The organism is Pseudoalteromonas sp. NZS127 (assembly GCF_015864805.1).
GTDB classification, from domain to species: Bacteria; Pseudomonadota; Gammaproteobacteria; order Enterobacterales; family Alteromonadaceae; genus Pseudoalteromonas; species Pseudoalteromonas nigrifaciens.
Genome location: NZ_JADYWN010000007.1, coordinates 28,571 through 47,279, shown reverse-complemented (window position 1 = coordinate 47,279; position 18,709 = coordinate 28,571). Strand labels below are relative to the sequence as shown.

Sequence of the window (18,709 nt, the reverse complement as noted above, 5' to 3'; positions counted from 1 at the left end):
TAAACCTTATTGTTTAGCGACTAACTGGTTGTTGCTATTACCTAAAGTAAATGCAATTCCACTGGTATCAATAGTGACGGTATTAGGAGAAATTGGCATACCAGGTCCGACGCGAGCGGGGCCATTTACAGCAATCACATCACCCTCTGTAAGGCCTGCAGTAATCGCGCGTAATGAGCCATAACGCTCTCCAACGGTTACTAATTTATATTGCAGAATATTGTTTTCGCCGACCGTAAGTACAAAGCGATTTTTTAAATCTGTACCTATTGCTCTATCTGGCACTATCACTGTTTCAGTAATTGCATTAGCGGCTAACTTAATACGCGCAAACGAGCCTGCACGTAACTGCCCGCTATTATCTGCAAACACTGCTCGCACGCGTAAAGTACCCGTAGCGGCGTTAATTTGGTTGTCAATAAAGTTGATGTAACCTGAATAAGCAAAATCATCTTGACCTACCTTTTGCATTACCACAGGTTGGCGGCTTGCTGCACTAACATCATTAAACGATGAATTCCAAGTGCGCTCGTCTATATCAAAATAAGCGTACATTTTTTCATTTGAAACAATCGACGTTAATACGCTTTGCCCCGCTAAAATATTATTACCTTTAGTAATATTAGCGCGCGAAATAATGCCATCTATAGGCGATACAACTGAGGTAAATTCTAAATCAAGCTGCGCCGATGTTAACTGTGCTTGTAGCGCCGCTAGTTGCGCTTCGCGTTGGCGCAGTGTTGAAGTACGTGCTTGTGCTTGCTCAGTTGAAATAGCTTTACGCTGCGTTAAGCGTACCGCACGGGTTGCTTCACTGCTTGCTTGTTCAAGCGCTGCTTTTGCACTGTTAACTTGCGCCTCAAGGCTGGCAACCTTGGCTGTAAATGAACGGTTATCTAATTGAAATAACACGTCGCCCTTATTTACCAACTCGCCTTCGTTAAACTCGATGCTGTCGATAACACCCGATACTCGTGGCATTAAAGCAACTTCTTGAGGCGATTCTAAGCGAGTTGTGTAGGTGTGCCAGCTTTGTACCGGTTTAACAATAACCTTGGCAACATCTATTGGCTGATGTTGCGCTGTTGGAGCCGACTGAGTCGTGCTTTCATCGGCACAACTTGTAAGTGTTAAGGATGCTGTAGCCAGTGCTACAGCAATTAAATGTTTGTTCATTACGACGCTCCTTTATAATTAGCGTTGCATGGTACGGAACAATCGTGCTGACAAAAATAATAGATTTCTAAATTCATTAATGCCAAAATGGCATCAATGAACTATTTTAGGTAATATTATGGATACAACTAGTCGACTTTTAATGTTACTTGAAGTGGTTGAACAAGGCTCATTTGCCAAAGCAGCTGAAATACGTAATATTGACCGCTCCGTTATATCAAAACAAATTAGCCGTTTAGAAGATGAGCTTGGCGTGAGGTTGTTAAACAGAACAACACGTTCTTTTTCGCTTACTGCAGCGGGCGCCGAAATGATAAAAAAAGCAGCCGACCTTAGAGAGCTGCTAGGTGAAACCCTGCGCATGGCCGAAAACTATCACCAAGAGCCGCGTGGATTATTAAAAATAACAGCGTCAACCATTATTGGTCGCCGTTATTTACAACCTGTTATTAATGATTTTCAAAAACGCTTTCCACAAGTAGAAGTAGAATTACGTTTAGATGACCGCTTGGTCGATATAGTATCTGAAGGGTTTGATTTAGCATTTAGAATTGGCGAGCCAAAAGATTCATCGCTCATTGCGCGTAAAATTGCCCGTAATCGTTTATTAATATTAGCAACACCTGAATTTGTAAAAACCTATGGCATGCCTAAAACTATGAGCGATCTGGCTCAATTACCGGCGGCAAGCTATAAAAGCAATGCATTTAGAGTGGATGCAATAAATTACTATAACGATAAAGGTGAGGCTTGCGAGCAAAAAATAAGGAGTGTGTTTCGGGCTAACGACGCTGAAGTATTGCTAATGAAAACACTCTCTGGCACCAGTTACTTTTTGGCGCCTGCATTTTTACTCGATAACGAAGTTATTGATGGCGAGTTAGTGCCATTACTTACCAATATAAAAATAATGGACCACAGTGCTATGTATGCGTTATATCCGCATCGCGACTTGCCGGTCAGAACGCGACTATTTTTTGATGCTGTGCGCGAGTATTTAGGCAAAGATAAACCGATTTGGGAAAACAGTATCCCAAATTTTGATCACATGTATTAATCGTTATATAAGCGCTGTTTTGTCACTTTTAACCGCTGGATAATAAACGCTATTGCGCCCTAAATCTTTGGCTTTATAAAGCTGTTTATCGGCTGCTTTAAGCAATTCATTGAGTGATTGTTGGGGTTTATAATTTGCAACGCCAATACTTGCTGTTAGGTTTATTTTATAGTTATCAACGTTTATGTATTTATTTTCCAGTGCAGCTCTTACTTTTTCGGCAACAGCAAGCGCTGCATGCTCACTATTAAACGAGCTTATAAGTGCAAACTCCTCGCCCCCGACCCTAAAAACATAACCTTTAGCAAAAGTAACTTTTAATAGCGTGGCTACTTCTATCAATACTTTATCGCCCACATCGTGGCCGTATTTATCATTTATTTGCTTAAAATAATCTAAATCAACTAAAAACAAGTAAAGCTGGGCACGCTCACGTAACTCAACCGAAAAATAATGATTCATTGCCAAACGATTACCCGCTCCGGTCAGAGGATCAAGCATGGCAAGGTTTTTAAGTCTTTTTGAAAACTGCGAGCGGCTACTTTCAAATGTATGTGAAATAGCCCAAATAACAATATAAGCAAATAATATATTTAAACATAAATTAAGAGAAGTAAAAGGAGCTAACGAGGATTTATTAATTAATACAATACTTTGCAAGCTGAGCAAAACAATGGAAAAAATAAATCCATAGTTTTTTCCTAGTAATAAATAATACAAAGTAGGCAGCACAAACGCCCAAACAAACACCCCATTACTAGGTGCGGCTATATAAGCTCCAAAAACCACAATAAAAGAAATAAAGGCACACATAACAACAGACTGCCAAACTTGCACCGGGTGTTTACCCAAACGAAAATAAATGCAAAAACAATACAGCGAAAAAACAACTTCAAAATAACCAAGCACACTTAAATTATTCACAGTAAGATTAAAACCTGCAAATACCAACGCCAAGCAACCAAAGCATAAGCTGACCCATTTGAGAACATTTTTCCTTAAAAACTCTGTACTATTAAGTGCTGCTATATCCATTTATGAAACTTGATAAAAAATAAAAAATTAGTTTAACGTGAAACATAAATATAACAAAACAGCATGCCCATAACATTAGGCATATTAGTAAATAATTATATACAAATTCGTTACTGTACTGCGTAAAAAACCTAATCAGCAATAAGATCGTCCACCGTCTCTATCAACTCAGCAAAGTGCTTATTTACGTGGCGGCGTTGTTTATCCGATAAAGTACTATTTAAACTAACAAGCAAATTTACATGAGCCATTAAATTAGCTTGGTTTTTGGCCGCTAATTCTTCACTAATAAAATATTCACGATCGGTAATTATAATGCTCATTTGCTGCTCAAACTGCTCAACATTACGCAACTCATAATTAAAAGCCTGTTGCAGTGCGTTTAACCTATTTTGCTTATAACGCTGCCAAAGCACAAAGGTATTAATATGCTGCTCGTTAGCTACTGTTATAAGCTGTGTTTGCTGCTTAGTTAATTTCCCTAACCAATCTTTATAATAACTAAGCTGCTCTTTTAGGCGCTCTTCGCTAAGTTGTTGCGTCGTTTGCTCTTGATACTGTTTTAACTCGTCAGCTAAGTTAGCTTGTATGTTAGTTACAAGCTCTTGTTGTTGCTTGGTACTGAGTGTTTTAGCCAATTCTATTAAAGGCGCTTTAACCTGTACTAATAAATTGCTCCAATGCAATTTAGCTACAGTAACCTGCTGTGTTAAATCGCTGATATTAAACTCACTATTAAATGTTTTTTGTAACTTGATAAGATCTTGCTTGTACTTAGGCAGCTCTACCTGACGATGCCAATTACGGGTTTGTTTAATTATAATTTTAAGCTGTTTTGCTTGGCTACTGTTTAGGTCTATGTAGTCATCTACCCAAAATGATGATAGCCAAGGTAAATTGTTATAAGCAAAAGAAGTAGAGCAGCTAGCTAAAAGTACAAAGCTGATGACTACCATTGCATGTATTATTTTTTTTGTATTTATTTTAATTAACATAACTCTCCTGCGCACACACAAACTTGATAATAGTTTTTATTTGCATTTGACTTTAATTTAAATCTAACTGATAATCACTCGCATAAGTTAAATGTACCGACCTCAGTGCCCAAGGATGAACTTTAAGCACGGATGCTGTTATTTTATTTAAGCACGTAATACTTATGTAGCTCAGGTTTTAATAAACAAAGTTTAGCTTACATCTTCATTTTTCATATTAGTGACGGTTGATATGACCCAAAAGCCCGAAAGGGCTTTTTTTACTGCTTTAAATTTTTTGTAATATCTGTATCTTACACTGCTAAAACAACTCTGCTCGGCTTTAAGCTATAATAAGCGTACTTTGCATTTGCTAATGCGGTGCTTAATACTAAAGCCAGCGTAATGCATAACAAGCAATAAACTTTGCACTTAATTTTTAAACGTTGCATTACCTCATTTAGCGCAAAATTTTAAATAGAATAATGTTTAAATAGTACACATTGCAACTATCACTTATTGGAGACATTCTTATGTCACAGTTTAATTTTAAAACCTTACTCCTAGCTGGCATTTTACTTAGTAGCCCTTTCGCTCATGCTGGGTTAGAGGAAGGGATCAAAGCCGCTAATGAAGGCGAATTTGCACAAGCACTAAAAGAGTTTAATTACCTAGCAGATAAAGGCTTTGCCCCTGGTATTTATGAGCTGGGTAAATTGTATGAAGGTGGGTATGGTGTAACGCGTGACTACCGTAAAGCTGCTCAACTTTATCAACAAGGGGTAGCAAAAAATCACCCCGATTCTATGTTTGCTTTAGCCGTTTTATACGATGAAGGCAACGGGGTAAAACTCGACAAACAAATGGCAATAAAGTTATTTGAACAAGCGGCAAACAAAAACCTACCCGCTGCACAATTTAACCTAGGCGTTATGTATGCCAATGGTGATGGCGTAAGCGTAGATTATGAACTTGCTAAAACGTGGTATGAAAAAGCTGCAGCCAATAATTATACTTTGGCGCAATTTAATTTAGCTTTAATGTACTTTGAAGGCTTAGGCATGCCTAAGAATTTAGAAAAGTCATATATTTGGAACACCATTGCCGAGTATAACGGCAATATGCAAGCAAGCCATAGTCGCAAGCTCGACGAGCAAAAAATGCTGCCCAAAGAAGTGGAAGAAGCAAAAGAAAAAGCCGACGCTATTTATACCAGAATTTTAGCCGGCACTTACGCTGGTGAAGGGCGGTTGTTTTAATAAACTGCTTTAAACGCTGTTTTAATTAATTGCTCTAAAACAGCGTTTAAATAACAAGGCTAAGCTCGCTAATACTAACTAATACAGTAAGATGAGTTTAGCCTTTTTGTTATATTCACTACTTTTTAATATAAAGCCACTTTAATAACTTAATTAGTACTTTGCTTTGTTTAAGTAGCATGCCGATACGTGGATTGAATGATCCAGAAACCAGCGTGTTTTTAGCATGGCTAAAGGTTAAAAACCCTTCATCAGCATGATAATGCCCCATTCCAGAATGCCCCACTCCACCAAACGGCGCATCATCGGCAGTTACTTGCACTAAGGTGTCGTTAACCGCAACAGTACCACTTAGTGTTTGCTTTATAATATATTCTTGAATTTGTTTATTTTGCCCTAAAATATACAAGGCTAATGGGTGATGATGCTGCTTTATATAACTTATTGCGTGCTCTAAGTTGGTGTAACTCATTACAGGTAATATTGGGCCAAATAGCTCATCTTTCATTAATTGCATGTCATCGGTTACTTGGGTGACAATATGTAGCCCCATTCGATGTTTATCTGGGTCTTGCTGGTTATCTTCAAGAGGTTTAATTATGGTTGCGCCTAGCTGCTGTGCTTGTTCTAAATAACCAGATAAGCGTGCATAGTGAGCGTCGCTTACAATAGAGGTTAAATTTTTACCTTCTACCCCTTGTTTGTAGTGTTTTTTATATAATTCACACAAGTGTTGCACCAATTGATGCTCAAGCTCTTTGGGTACAAATACATAATCGGGGGCAACACAAATTTGCCCAGCATTGGCCATTTTACCAAAGAGTATTGCTTGCGCCGCTTTTTTAATATCTGCTTTTTCAGTAATAATAACAGGCGATTTACCGCCAAGCTCTAAGGTAACTGGCGTTAAATTAGCACTTGCAGCGCCCATTACTAACTTACCTACCGCAATTGAGCCTGTAAAAAACAGGTGTGCAAATGGCAGCGATGAAAACTCACTAGCAACGTCACTCCCCCCTTGTATTAATTTACAATGCTGCTCTAGTTCACCACTAAATAGCTTTTCAAGCACTTGATTGGTGTGGGGGGTAAACTCACTGAGCTTCAACATTGTACGATTACCCGCTGCCAATGCGGTAATAACAGGCACAATGGCAAGCTGTATTGGGTAATTCCAAGGCGCTATAATGCCAACCACGCCTTTAGGCTGGTATGTTACGCTCACCTTTGAAGGCCATAAGCTTAAACCTACTGATCGCTTGCTTGGTTTAGACCACTTTGGTAGTTTTTTTATAGTGTGCGCTAAGGCTTGCATGGTGGGTAATATATCGCCTAGCAAGGTGTCAAATGCGGTGCGATAACCAAAGTCTTTTGATACTGCGTCTATCAGCTCTTGCTCAAACTCTACAATACGACTGCGCAATTGCTTTAACACTGTGATGCGTTTATTAATCGACAAGTAAGGAGTTTTTATAAAGTACTGTTGTAACTCATCAAATTGTGTAGTTAACGAAGGTGTTTGCGGTGCGTCGATAGTCAAAATAGATTACTCAAATTTTAAAGTTATTTGAGACTATAACCTTGTTCTGTAATACGAGCAATAAAGAGTAATTTTGCATAGTATTGAACTATATACAAAACTACTCTGGTTTTGGTTGGAACTAAGTGGTAACTGTTGCAGCTATTGGCTGTTGTTTAGCAGCCAATAGCTGCGTAATTTAAAAGCCAAATACTTGCGCTGCAATTGTCATTGTTACTAAGGTAATTAAAACAATTGCCACAATATTAAGCACAAAGCCTGCGCGTATCATGTCGCGCATTTGTATTTGCCCTGAGCCAAACACAATTGCGTTTGGCGGGGTGGCTACTGGCATCATAAATGCACAACTACAGGCAATCGCCGCCGGAATAACCCACACAAGTGGTGAGCCTGCAATGGATTCTGCAACGGGGCCAAGTAAGGGTAAAAAACCAGCCGCGGTGGCGGTGTTACTGGTGATTTCGGTTAAAAATGTTATTAATGCAACGACCACTAAAATACTCATAACGAGAGGAATAGCACTCGCGCCTTGAATCATTTGTGCAATATATTGCGCCAAGCCCGATGACTTTATTTGCGAGGCAAGTGTTAAGCCACCACCAAACAATAATAATACGCCCCATGGCACTCTAGCAGCACTTTCCCAATCTAAAATACGCTCGTTAGTGCCTTTATTTGCAGGCAATACAAATAATAATAACGCCGCTGCAATCGCAATAGTGGTGTCAGAAATACTCAAACCACTAAACTCGCCTAGCATAGGTCTAAATATCCAACACGCGGCAGCAAGCACAAATACAAATAACACGCCTTTTTCGGCGCGTTGCATTTCACCAAGTGCTTTTAATTGTTCAGTAAATACAGCTTTGGTGTCTATTTTTTGATTATTTTTAATACCTGCGTCTACTTTATATGCAAACTTTGTAAGCCAAATCCAACTAATAAACAGCATACTTACCGCCAGTGGTACACCGACTAGCATCCACTGTGCAAAGCCAATTTCTATTTGGTAGCTATCGGACAAGTAAGCTGCCATTAATGCATTAGGCGGAGTACCGATTAATGTTGCAATACCACCAATACTGGCACCATAAGCAATAGAGAGTAGTAAAGCTTTACCAAATCCTTCATTGCTAGGATCTGACTGCTTTACTAAATGTGTAATAGACAAAGCTATTGGTAGCATCATCACTGCAGTGGCTGTATTTGACATCCACATAGATAAAAAAGCCGTAACCAGCATCATAGCTAATATTTGTAAGCTAGGCTTAGTGCCTGCATACAACATGGTGCTCAGTGCTATGCGTTTATGTAACCCCCAGCGCTCCATTGCGATAGAAATTAAAAACCCACCTAAAAATAAAAATATTAATGGATGAGCATAAGGCGCGGCTACACTTTTCATACCTGCTATACCAGCCAGTGGCGATATAACAAGTGGCAATAAAGCAGTCGCCGGAATAGGCACTACTTCGCTTACCCACCACGACGCCATCCAAAATGCTAACCCAGCAGTTTTAAACGCTGCACTGGACATGCCCGTAGGGGGATCGAGTAAACAGGTCAATAGCATTATGCTTGGCCCAAGTAGCAGTAATAACCATTGCTTAAATTGGTTTTTAGGCGCGTTATTTTGCAAAATTTGTTGTGTCATTTATCTAAACCTTAAAATTTGTACCTAAGACCAAGCGCTAAGCTGCTATCGGCGTTTTCTTCTAAGTCTAAGTCTGTATATAAAAGATAAGCCGTGGTTTGTTTATCAAATATATAGTCTAAACCTGTACTCCACTGAGTGGCTTCTGACTCTTGACGCAGTGCTGAGTCATCTTTTGCAAACTGTAATTTAGGAACCCATTTATCTAATGTATAGCTTGCACTTAGTACATAGCCATTGCCTGATTTAGTGCCATCTATTGACTCTGAGTGTTGATACAAAGCACCTAGCTGTAACTGCTCAAACTTATAAACACCTGCAATCCGACTCGCTTTAATATTATTAAGTGAGTCAACATGGCTTAAAGAAATATAATATGGCGTATTGTTTAAATTACGATCACCGTAAATAAGTGTAGCGGCAAAACCCGCTTGGTTATCTTTATTATCGTCTTTGGGGGCATAAGTAAATGAAAACTGAGCATTATGCCAATAGTTTGATGTGTAAGTTATGGTATCGCCAAGGCGGTCTTGCCCAGCAATAACTTGTGCTATATCGGCTTGTGTTTCGTTAAAATTATCCAGCTTACCTTCTGAGTATTTAAAGCGGGTATCGTTTCTACCGACAACTATTTCACCAAACGCACCTTTTAAACCTAAATAGGTATTACGCGCTGCAAACGGCTCGTTAGTATCGTCATGTTCAAAGCCCTTTACTTGTACTTCGTATTTAAATACTGCGCTAACGTACTCGTTAAGTGTGTGTTGTCCTTTGATCCCTATGCGTGAAAATGGCGCATCTATTTGTGTGCCTTCATCGGCGTAGCGCATAACGCCTGTATCGGTTTTAGCTATTTGTACTTCTGCTTTACCATACACAGAATATTCAGCAGCTAATACCATATTAGGTAAGGCAGTTATGCTACACAATAAAGCAAGCGCAGAGCGTTTAACGTGTGTGTTGTTTATCATCATGTGTCCTAAAAATTAGAATCTACTTATTGTTGTACACCCATTAAAGCAAAATGGTGGCCAACTACTAAATAAACATAAATTTCAGCAAGTTAAATGATTAACACTGTTTTTAAAGCAAAAAAGTGTGCGGATATCCGCACACTTTTATTTAAAAACATCACCTTTATCACACACTACTACATGCCCTAATCAGTAAACATATCCCGATTTAGACCATATTTACTCATTTTGTCATACAAGGTTTTACGCGCAATTTGCAGCGTGCCCATGGTGTTTTTTATACTGCCATGGTTACGCTCTAACGCTTCTTCTATTAAAGATTGCTCATAATAACTGACCTTTTCGGCCAAACTTAAATCTTGTGATAACACTTGTTGATCAGCTGAATCACTTTGCGCAAATGCTAATTCAGGCCCTAACAATACTGCTCGTTCTGCTTGGTTTCTTAGTTCACGCACGTTACCTGGCCAGTCATAGGCTAATAAACGTTGTTCTAACTCTACATTTAATGCCCCAAGTGGTTTATAAAACCGCGTTGCCGCAATTGAGCTAAAATGCTTAAATAATAAAGGAATATCAGCTTTTCGATCGCGCAGCGCTGGAATGCTTACTTTGACCAAACTAAGGCGATAATATAAATCGGCTCTAAACCCACCTTCATTCACCAATGCCAGCAAATCAACTTTAGTAGCAGCAACAATGCGAATATCTAAGTTAACGGTATGATTAGCGCCAACCGGCGTTACCTTTCGCTCCTCTAGTACACGCAGTAACTTTACTTGTAACGACAACGGGGTGCTTTCTATTTCATCTAAAAAAACAGTGCCACCTTGGGCAAATTCAAATTTACCCTTTCTATTTTTTGTGGCCCCAGTGTATGCACCGCTTACAGCACCAAACAGTTCACTTTCTATGAGCTGCTCTGGCACAGCACCACAGTTAATCGCCACAAATTGACAGCTTGAACGGTTACTGTGGTCGTGTAAGTAACGTGCAACCAGCTCTTTGCCAGTCCCAGTTTCACCTTCAATTAATATATCTGCAGGAGTATCTATCACAGTATTAAGCAGCTTCATCATGTGCTGCATTTTAGGCGTATCACCTAAAATACGCACACCCGGCGCTGAGGTTTTTTCTACCGCGCGTTTAAGAGCGCGGTTTTCCATTACCAGGCTGCGTTTATCGCACGCTCTAGCAATACAATCTATTAAATGCTCGTTAAGGGGTTTTTCAAATAAATCATAAGCGCCTAACTGCATCGCTTTTACCGCCACCGACACATCGGCATACCCAGTTAAAAATATAACCGGTAACTCACTATCAAACGCTTTTATTTGCTCAAGTAACGTAAGCCCGTCCATTGCTGGCATATTAATGTCGCTAAGGACCACGCCGCTATAGCCTCGGCTTAAGCGACTAAGCGCCGTTGCCCCATCACTAAAACATTGAACTTGGTAGCCTTCCAAAGTGAGTAATTGATTTAACGAATCGCGGATCATCGCCTCATCATCAATAACCATTACCTGTTTACAAAGCAGTGGCTCAATCATGTTGTGACTCCGCAGTACTCCAAAGACAAATAATAAACTGCGCCCCCCCTTCTGGGCGATTATGCGCACTTAAACGACCATCAAACGAGTCGATGATTTGCTTAGATATTGATAAACCAAGGCCTAAACCGGTACTCGACTTGGTACTATAAAATGGTTCAAAAATAGAGCCTAAAGTATGGTGTTCTATGCCAGATCCTGTATCTAATATCGACAGTTTTACGCGTCCATCAAAGCATTCAACTTCAAAACTTAATTGCCGCGTTGCGCAGTTACTCATTGCCTGCGATGCATTAGTAATAACGTTAACTAATACTTGTTCAAACTTAAGCGAATCGACCAAAACGGTAATATTTTGCTCAAACTGCGGAGGAATAACGCTAATATCATCTTGTTTTAGTTGTGAATGAGTGATCATTAAAGCGTTATTTAATAATGCCGACAAGGGGTGCGGCCTTAGTTGCATTTTTGAAGGTTTACTAAAGTGTTTTAATTGCGCAACAATTTTATGCACCCGCTCTACTAAGCCCTCAATAATGACTAAGTTCTCGTTTAATGCTGTTAACTTACCTTTATTTAGCAATATTTTTGCACTGGCTAAATAAGCGTTCATGGCACACAAAGGCTGGTTAATTTCATGGTTTATGCCTGCGCTTAATTGCCCTATGGTGGCAAGTTTTGCAGACTGTACTAAAGCGGTTTGAGCTTTTTCAAGTGCTTGGGTACGCTCAATCACTTTTTGCTCTAAACTGTGCCTAGAATAAAGTAGTTTTTTATAACCAGCAAAACGTGCAAGTAAGCTATAAACGATAAAAATAAACACACAATAAAAAATCATCAACCATAACAACCGAGGTAGCTGCATGGCTGCTATGTTAGAAACATCTACTAATACGTTCATTTGGGCATTAAAGTGTTTTAATGGCTTAGAGGCCACTACATATAAACGCTTAGCAATTTTAAATTGTGCAATGTTTTGGCTATTAAATTGTTGTAAAGGAATAAGACCCGGCTGGTAGTCTAAATAAGCACGACGTTGATTTATTTCCCGCCTGGCTGCAATATCCAGCTCTTGAAAACTGTTTAAACGCCAATTAGGCTCATCCGACATAGCAATAACATTATCTGCTAATTGTAAATAAAAATGACTACCTGCTGCCGTATTAAGCAGCGATCTGTCGTCTTCAAATTTAGCAACATTTACTTTTAGCGCCACAACCCCAATTGCTTTACCTTCATGATAAATAGCCTGCGAAAAATATAATCCACGCTCTTTTGAACGCTGACCAAGCGCAAAATAAGCTACCTTTTCACCCGCAAATGCTTGTTTAAAATACGGTCGAAATGAAAAGTTACTACCTAAAAAAGTATAATCGGCCTGCCAATTGCTGCTCGCAACAACCTCGCCCTGAGTATTAAGTATATAAATATCAGATGCGCCACTGGCTTTTTGTATATCCGCTAAGTAGTTGTTAATAGCGCTATAATGCTCTTCTTCGTTATTAGTAAAGCGAATGAGTAAGTTGTTATTGGTGAGTAATTGCGGGATCGCAGCAAATCGAGCAAGCTCATTATCAATGTAGTTATTTAATTGGCTTACTTGTTGGTCGGCTTGTTTTTTTGCTTGCTCTAAGTCATGTATTCGACCAAACCAAAAAGTGACTGTTAACAACAAGAGTAGCAATAAAAATGCGAAAATAATTTTTTTAGGAATGAAGAACATAAACGCCTATAAAACGGGTAATGTTAGCTATTAATAATGGGGTATAGTTTATCTGCATAATGCAAAGAGAGATATAAACTTTTTGTTAACAATTGTATTAAAAACATAAAAACCGTGAAATAAGGCAATTTCACGGTATAAAAGTATAATTAAGCTTTGCCTAGCTTTGGTTTATTTTTAACATATTTATATAAACCAATTAAAGAGGCTGCAATCCAAAATATTTCAATTACAAAACTGGCTAAATTAAAGTTATAACAAAGACTAATAAGCAGCAATATAGCGCCGGTTAAGTTCATCATGTTATAAAGCAAACTCGCTGGTGATACTTTATTTAGTTGTAACAAAAAAAATGAACCCACTACTAAAGCAGTACCCGTCATACCTACAATATCAAATAAAAGTGCAATCACACGTCTATCCTTTTCCATTTTAAAAACCCAATTGACTGGCCCGATCCGTGGGGAGGGTATTTTTCAATCATTGAAACAGCAAAACCGGTTAAGTTTATCAATGTAGCAAATTCAATCAAGGGCTTATGTCCGCCCTAATCGGAATATTGAAATAAACAGATGCCTTATTTAAAAGTAACTTTTCCACCAATCATTTTATACGCAGCAGTGCCTTTAATAATCGCGGGCCGCGCAAATGGGCGTTCGCATTTTGGGCAAATACAAGGCTGCTTAGTATAATCTTGGCTAATGCGCTCAATAAAACATTTAACTAACGCACCTTTTCCCCCTTTACGATACTTAAATAAAGGTGCCCTGCAGCTTGAGCAAAATATATCGACCGTTTTGGTTGGCCCTTTTTTATTTGGCTTTGCCATTTGTCCTCCATTTTTGCAGTAATTTAATTAACTAAGCGTTATAAAATCAATGCTGATTAAAACTCCCCCAACACTGCTGCTGTTAATTTGGCTAACTCATGGGGGTTAATTGCAATGTCTAAGCCTCGTTTACCGGCACTTACATAAATACATGCAAATTGTGCAGCGCTGCTGTGCAAAAAAGTAGCAAGACGTTTTTTTTGTCCCAATGGGCTCACGCCTCCTAATACATAACCTGTGCTTGCTTGCACTTTTTTTGCCGCAGCCATAGCTACCTTTTTAGCGCCACACAATGAGGCAAGCAGCTTTAAGTTAACTTGCTGAGAAACAGGTGTAATGGCGACTATGAGCTGTCCATCTTGGTTTTCCAGCACTATGGTTTTAAACACCTGATCCCTATTAAGGTTGAGCTTTTGGGCTGCTTCAAGGCCAAAGTTAGTGGTGTTTGGATCGTGCTCATAGCTTAATAATTCAAAACCAATTTTTTGTTTTTTCAGTAACTCTATTGCTGGTGTCATATGTTGCTACGCTATTATTTTAAGCAAAAAAAAACGACGCTCTAAAAAGCGCCGTTTAATATTATAAAACACATTAATTATTTAGTTAAATCATCAAAAAACTTTTTAACACCATCAAAAAAGCCTTGCTCTTTAGGACGGTTTTTTGAGCTATCTTTGCCCATGCTTTCTTCTAATTCTTTTAATAATTCACGCTGACGTTCGTTCAGGTTTATTGGTGTTTCAATAACCACTTTACAAATTAAGTCGCCTATTGCACCACTGCGAACAGATTTAACGCCTTTGCCACGCATACGGAACATTTTGCCCGTTTGTGTTTCAGAAGGAATTTTAAGCTTAGCGCGACCATCAAGTGTTGGCACTTCAATTTCGCCACCAAGACCCGCTGTAGTAAAGCTAATAGGAACTTCACAATGTAAGTTATTTGCGTCACGTACAAAAATACGGTGTTCACGAACAGATACTTGCACGTACAAGTCGCCAGAAGGCGCACCATGCATTCCCGCTTCGCCTTCGCCAGTTAAGCGAATACGATCGCCGGTATCAACACCCGCAGGAATTTTAACCGATAAGGTTTTCGTTTTTTCTACGCGGCCTTGTCCATGACAGCTGTCACAAGGGTTAGATATAATCTGACCTTGCCCCTGACACGTAGGACACGTTTGCTGAACAGCAAAAAAGCCTTGGCGCATTTGTACTTGCCCAGCACCATGACACGTAGTACATGTTTTAGGCTTAGAGCCAGCCTTTGCACCGCTGCCATCACATGGATCACAACCTACCCAGGTTGGTATTTTAATTTCGACTTCTTTACCACGAACCGCTTCTTCTAAGCTTAAGTCCATGTTGTAACGCAAATCAGATCCACGTTGCTGACGAGATTGACGTCGACCACCGCCGCCACCAAAAATATCGCCAAAAACATCACCAAAAACATCGCCAAAGTCGCCATGACCGCCGCCAAAACCACCATGACCACCACCGCCGCCACCTTGCTCAAAAGCTGCATGGCCGTATTGGTCGTAAGTTTGACGTTTTTGCGCGTCAGTTAATATCTCGTAAGCTTCTTTTACTTCTTTAAACTTTGTTTCAAGCTCTTTGTCGCCTGAAGTACGATCTGGATGATATTTCATCGCTAAGCGTTTATACGCTTTTTTAATGTCTCGCTCACTCGCATCTTTGCTTACGCCGAGGACTTCGTAATAATCGCGTTTTGACATATCTACCACACTACTCTTTTCTATTTGCAGCTAGGCTGCTTGATAAACCGATAAATCGTATCGATTTACCACCTAATTCTCATGCAAAAGGCGCGTCAAGCTATTGCCTGCGCGCCTCAATCGTTCATTCTAACTTAAACACTTAACTAAGTTACAGTGCTTTGTGTTAGCTAGAAGCGTAAGCAACAATTACTTGTCGTCTTTAACTTCTTCAAACTCTGCATCAACTACGTCGTCATCTTGCTTAGCAGATTGTTGTTGCTCGCCTGCGTCAGCTGAACCTTGTTGAGCTTTAGCTTGTGCAATTTCCATAAGCTTTTGAGACTTTTCAGCAAGCGCTTGAGTTTTAGCTTCAATTTCGTCTTTCTTGTCACTCTTAATAGCAGTTTCAAGGTCAACTACAGCCGCTTCAATCGCTTCTTTGTCTTCACTTGGAAGTGCATCGCCAGCTTCTTCAATTTGCTTGCGTGTACCGTGAACCATTGCATCTGCTTGGTTACGAGTCGCTACTAGCTCTTCGAATTTTTTGTCATCTTCAGCATGCGCTTCAGCATCACGAATCATTTGTTCAACTTCTTCATCACTTAAGCCTGAAGATGCTTGAATCGTAATTTTTTGCTCTTTACCTGTATCTTTATCTTTAGCAGATACATGTAAGATACCATCGGCATCCACATCGAATGTTACTTCGATTTGTGGTGTACCACGTTGTGCTGGACGAATACCTTCTAGGTTAAATTGACCTAGAGATTTGTTGTCGCTTGAACGCTTACGCTCACCTTGCAGTACATGAATTGTTACTGCAGACTGATTATCTTCAGCTGTTGAGAAAGTTTGCGATTTCTTAGTAGGAATCGTGGTGTTCTTCTCAATTAGTGCTGTCATTACCGAGCCCATTGTCTCAATACCTAGAGATAATGGAGAAACGTCTAGTAATAGTACGTCTTTAACGTCACCAGCTAGTACACCACCTTGAATTGCCGCGCCTACTGCAACAGCTTCATCAGGGTTAACATCTTTACGTGGCTCTTTACCAAAGAACTCAGCAACTGTTTTTTGTACAAAAGGCATACGTGTTTGGCCACCAACAAGAATAATGTCGTTGATGTCGCTTACTGATAAATCAGCATCAGCAAGTGCACGTTTTAATGGTTCAATTGACTTAGTTACTAAGTCTTCAACAAGTGACTCAAGCTTAGCACGTGTTAGTTTCACGTTCATGTGCTTAGGACCTGTCGCATCTGCAGTTACATACGGAAGGTTTACTTCTGTAGATTGTGCAGAAGATAGTTCAATCTTCGCTTTTTCAGCTGCTTCTTTAACACGTTGCATTGCAAGTGGGTCAGTTTTTAAGTCTAGACCTTGGTCTTTCTTAAATTCAGCTACTAGGTAGTTGATTACGCGGTTATCGAAATCTTCACCACCTAAGTGCGTGTCACCATTTGTAGCAAGTACTTCAAACGTGTGCTCGCCTTCAACTTCATCAATTTCAATAATTGATAAATCGAAAGTACCGCCACCTAAGTCGTATACTGCAACAATGTTTTCACCACGGTTTTTGTCCATGCCGTAAGCAAGTGCTGCAGCAGTTGGCTCGTTGATGATACGTTTAACTTCAAGGCCAGCAATACGACCCGCATCTTTTGTAGCTTGACGCTGTGAATCGTTAAAGTATGCCGGTACTGTGATAACTGCTTCAGTTACTGCTTCACCTAAGAAGTCTTCAGCCGTTTTCTTCATTTTTTTCAGGATTTCAGCAGAGATTTGTGGTGCAGCGCGTTTTTCGCCGCCCGCTTCAACCCATGCATCACCGTTATCGGCTTTAACAATTTTAAATGGCATGATGCCGATATCGCGCTGTACTTCTTCGTCTTCAAAACGACGACCAATTAAACGCTTAATAGCAAATACTGTGTTTGTTGGGTTAGTAACCGCTTGACGTTTAGCTGGCTGACCAACTAAAGTTTCACCGTCTTGCGTATAAGCAATAACAGACGGGGTTGTGCGATCGCCTTCCGCGTTTTCAATAACACGTGCTTTGCCACCATCAAGTACTGCAACACAAGAGTTTGTAGTACCTAAGTCTATTCCAATAATTCTACCCATGAAATTTCTCCAACTTCAATATTCGTTAATACGTTCGATGACTAGTTAATAGGGATGCTGCAAACTTAATTCAACTGTAAAAATGAAAAAAATATCATTTTTTTTGATTTTTTTACAAAATAAGCTAAATAAAGTGCAATATTTGCTAGCAACGCTGGTTTTTACGCCGTTTGTATTGAACTTTAATTGCTGGTCTGACAAGTTTGGCTGTGTTATATATTTAGTAATTCGTACTTTTAAGGACACGCTAACTAATGAATTTCGATCATTTACTGCAACAAGCCGCTAATATTAATAATCAAGACGACACTAATAATGTGGCAAACACCATGCAGTTTGAAGCTAATTGGTGCCAAGGGCGCACCGCTTTTGGTGGGTTATCTGCAGCACTTTTATATCAAGCAATGAGAGCTCAAGTAAATAGTGAGCGCCGGTTATTATCTTTAAGTACTAACTTTGTTGGCCCGCTGCTTGCCGATACGCCATTTTCTTTATCTGTAGAAATACTGCGTGAAGGCAAAAGTAGTACTCAAGTACTGGCCAAAGCAATTCAAAATGAACAAGTGTGTGTCATTGTACAAGCCTGCTTTGCTAGTAACCGCAACTCAGCTATTAATGTACCCGTTGCAAAGTCGTTAGGCTTACAAGAAGTTAATGAGCGCCATACATTGCCATTTATACAAGGGCAAATGCCGGAGTTTTTTCAACATGTTGATTTATGCCCACAACAAGGTGCTATGCCTTTTAGCAGTGCAGAAACCTCCCATTTAGGTGGGTGGATGCGCTTTAAAGAAACTCCAGCGGCCATTACAGAAGCACATGTTATAGCGCTAACCGATGCATGGCCTCCTACCTTATTACAAATGTTTAAACAACCAGCGCCTGCTAGTAGTATGTCGTGGTATTTAGAGTTTGTGCAAGCGCCTAACTTAACTCCTGGTCAATGGTTGGGCTTTGAAGCAATTACCCATCATGCAAAAGGTGGTTACGGCTTAGAAGACGGCTGTATTTGGTCGCAATCGGGTGAGCTGATTGCCCTTACTCGCCAAACAGTGGCATTATTTGATTGATGTATAAGCAGTGGTATTAGCTAT

Annotated in this window: 16 protein-coding genes; 3 read left to right on the top strand and 13 right to left on the bottom strand. The window is 39.7% G+C overall.

The window, feature by feature from the left end:
• Positions 1-6: 6 nt before the first annotated feature.
• On the bottom strand, positions 7-1,176 hold the full coding sequence (locus I6E78_RS08690; protein ID WP_197182302.1) for an efflux RND transporter periplasmic adaptor subunit: 1,170 nt from the start codon (positions 1,174-1,176) through the stop codon (positions 7-9).
• Between the two features lie 118 nt (positions 1,177-1,294).
• Here I6E78_RS08690 and I6E78_RS08685 point away from each other — a divergent pair, with 118 nt between their 5' ends.
• Positions 1,295-2,233 carry a LysR family transcriptional regulator gene (locus I6E78_RS08685; RefSeq protein WP_011329997.1) on the top strand — a complete coding sequence of 313 codons (939 nt, stop codon included), beginning with the start codon at positions 1,295-1,297 and terminating at the stop codon, positions 2,231-2,233.
• Between the two features lie 3 nt (positions 2,234-2,236).
• Here I6E78_RS08685 and I6E78_RS08680 read toward each other — a convergent pair whose 3' ends face one another.
• Entirely contained in the window at positions 2,237-3,268 is a 1,032-nt protein-coding gene (locus tag I6E78_RS08680; protein ID WP_192532311.1) for a GGDEF domain-containing protein, read from the bottom strand.
• Positions 3,269-3,399: 131 nt separating this feature from the next.
• Entirely contained in the window at positions 3,400-4,263 is an 864-nt protein-coding gene (locus tag I6E78_RS08675) for a DUF6279 family lipoprotein (RefSeq protein ID WP_197182301.1), read from the bottom strand.
• 512 nt (positions 4,264-4,775) lie between these two features.
• Here I6E78_RS08675 and I6E78_RS08670 point away from each other — a divergent pair.
• On the top strand, positions 4,776-5,501 hold the full coding sequence (locus I6E78_RS08670) for a tetratricopeptide repeat protein (RefSeq protein ID WP_193038794.1): 726 nt from the start codon (positions 4,776-4,778) through the stop codon (positions 5,499-5,501).
• 118 nt (positions 5,502-5,619) lie between these two features.
• Here the strand turns inward: I6E78_RS08670 and I6E78_RS08665 are convergent, their stop codons facing one another.
• The 10 genes from I6E78_RS08665 to dnaK form a co-directional block, all read right to left on the bottom strand.
• Positions 5,620-7,041: a coniferyl aldehyde dehydrogenase gene (locus tag I6E78_RS08665; RefSeq protein WP_197182300.1), complete on the bottom strand. Its 1,422-nt coding sequence runs from the start codon at positions 7,039-7,041 to the stop codon at positions 5,620-5,622.
• A gap of 178 nt (positions 7,042-7,219) precedes the next feature.
• A complete protein-coding gene (locus I6E78_RS08660; protein WP_197182299.1) occupies positions 7,220-8,695 on the bottom strand; it encodes an SLC13 family permease in 1,476 nt (491 codons plus the stop codon).
• Positions 8,696-8,706: 11 nt separating this feature from the next.
• Positions 8,707-9,666: a porin gene (locus I6E78_RS08655; protein ID WP_197182332.1), complete on the bottom strand. Its 960-nt coding sequence runs from the start codon at positions 9,664-9,666 to the stop codon at positions 8,707-8,709.
• A gap of 188 nt (positions 9,667-9,854) precedes the next feature.
• On the bottom strand, positions 9,855-11,219 hold the full coding sequence (locus tag I6E78_RS08650) for a sigma-54-dependent transcriptional regulator (protein ID WP_011329990.1): 1,365 nt from the start codon (positions 11,217-11,219) through the stop codon (positions 9,855-9,857).
• Complete coding sequence (locus I6E78_RS08645; protein WP_011329989.1) at positions 11,212-12,942, bottom strand: sensor histidine kinase; 1,731 nt, start codon at positions 12,940-12,942, stop codon at positions 11,212-11,214. Before I6E78_RS08645 ends, I6E78_RS08650 begins: the two co-directional genes overlap by 8 nt.
• Before the next feature lie 149 nt (positions 12,943-13,091).
• Positions 13,092-13,355: a CBU_0592 family membrane protein gene (locus I6E78_RS08640; RefSeq protein WP_041454922.1), complete on the bottom strand. Its 264-nt coding sequence runs from the start codon at positions 13,353-13,355 to the stop codon at positions 13,092-13,094.
• 164 nt (positions 13,356-13,519) lie between these two features.
• Positions 13,520-13,771 carry a hypothetical protein gene (locus I6E78_RS08635; RefSeq protein WP_041454920.1) on the bottom strand — a complete coding sequence of 84 codons (252 nt, stop codon included), beginning with the start codon at positions 13,769-13,771 and terminating at the stop codon, positions 13,520-13,522.
• A 56-nt stretch (positions 13,772-13,827) separates the two neighbouring features.
• Entirely contained in the window at positions 13,828-14,289 is a 462-nt protein-coding gene (ybaK, locus tag I6E78_RS08630) for a Cys-tRNA(Pro) deacylase (protein ID WP_086995751.1), read from the bottom strand.
• A 77-nt stretch (positions 14,290-14,366) separates the two neighbouring features.
• Positions 14,367-15,509 (bottom strand): molecular chaperone DnaJ, encoded by a 1,143-nt coding sequence (gene dnaJ / locus I6E78_RS08625; protein WP_182677957.1) that lies wholly within the window; start codon positions 15,507-15,509, stop codon positions 14,367-14,369.
• 189 nt (positions 15,510-15,698) lie between these two features.
• Entirely contained in the window at positions 15,699-17,615 is a 1,917-nt protein-coding gene (gene dnaK / locus I6E78_RS08620) for a molecular chaperone DnaK (RefSeq protein ID WP_197182298.1), read from the bottom strand.
• A 254-nt stretch (positions 17,616-17,869) separates the two neighbouring features.
• Here dnaK and I6E78_RS08615 point away from each other — a divergent pair, with 254 nt between their 5' ends.
• Complete coding sequence (locus tag I6E78_RS08615; protein WP_011329984.1) at positions 17,870-18,685, top strand: acyl-CoA thioesterase; 816 nt, start codon at positions 17,870-17,872, stop codon at positions 18,683-18,685.
• The last annotated feature ends 24 nt before the right edge of the window (positions 18,686-18,709 follow it).

Coding starts and splice junctions, on each gene's coding strand:
- I6E78_RS08690 (WP_197182302.1), bottom strand. CDS start 1,176: ATGAACAAACATTTAATTGCTGTAGCACTGGCTACAGCATCCTTAACA.
- I6E78_RS08685 (WP_011329997.1), top strand. CDS start 1,295: ATGGATACAACTAGTCGACTTTTAATGTTACTTGAAGTGGTTGAACAA.
- I6E78_RS08680 (WP_192532311.1), bottom strand. CDS start 3,268: ATGGATATAGCAGCACTTAATAGTACAGAGTTTTTAAGGAAAAATGTT.
- I6E78_RS08675 (WP_197182301.1), bottom strand. CDS start 4,263: ATGTTAATTAAAATAAATACAAAAAAAATAATACATGCAATGGTAGTC.
- I6E78_RS08670 (WP_193038794.1), top strand. CDS start 4,776: ATGTCACAGTTTAATTTTAAAACCTTACTCCTAGCTGGCATTTTACTT.
- I6E78_RS08660 (WP_197182299.1), bottom strand. CDS start 8,695: ATGACACAACAAATTTTGCAAAATAACGCGCCTAAAAACCAATTTAAG.
- I6E78_RS08655 (WP_197182332.1), bottom strand. CDS start 9,666: ATGATAAACAACACACACGTTAAACGCTCTGCGCTTGCTTTATTGTGT.
- I6E78_RS08650 (WP_011329990.1), bottom strand. CDS start 11,219: ATGATTGAGCCACTGCTTTGTAAACAGGTAATGGTTATTGATGATGAG.
- I6E78_RS08645 (WP_011329989.1), bottom strand. CDS start 12,942: ATGTTCTTCATTCCTAAAAAAATTATTTTCGCATTTTTATTGCTACTC.
- I6E78_RS08635 (WP_041454920.1), bottom strand. CDS start 13,771: ATGGCAAAGCCAAATAAAAAAGGGCCAACCAAAACGGTCGATATATTT.
- ybaK (WP_086995751.1), bottom strand. CDS start 14,289: ATGACACCAGCAATAGAGTTACTGAAAAAACAAAAAATTGGTTTTGAA.
- dnaJ (WP_182677957.1), bottom strand. CDS start 15,509: ATGTCAAAACGCGATTATTACGAAGTCCTCGGCGTAAGCAAAGATGCG.
- dnaK (WP_197182298.1), bottom strand. CDS start 17,615: ATGGGTAGAATTATTGGAATAGACTTAGGTACTACAAACTCTTGTGTT.
- I6E78_RS08615 (WP_011329984.1), top strand. CDS start 17,870: ATGAATTTCGATCATTTACTGCAACAAGCCGCTAATATTAATAATCAA.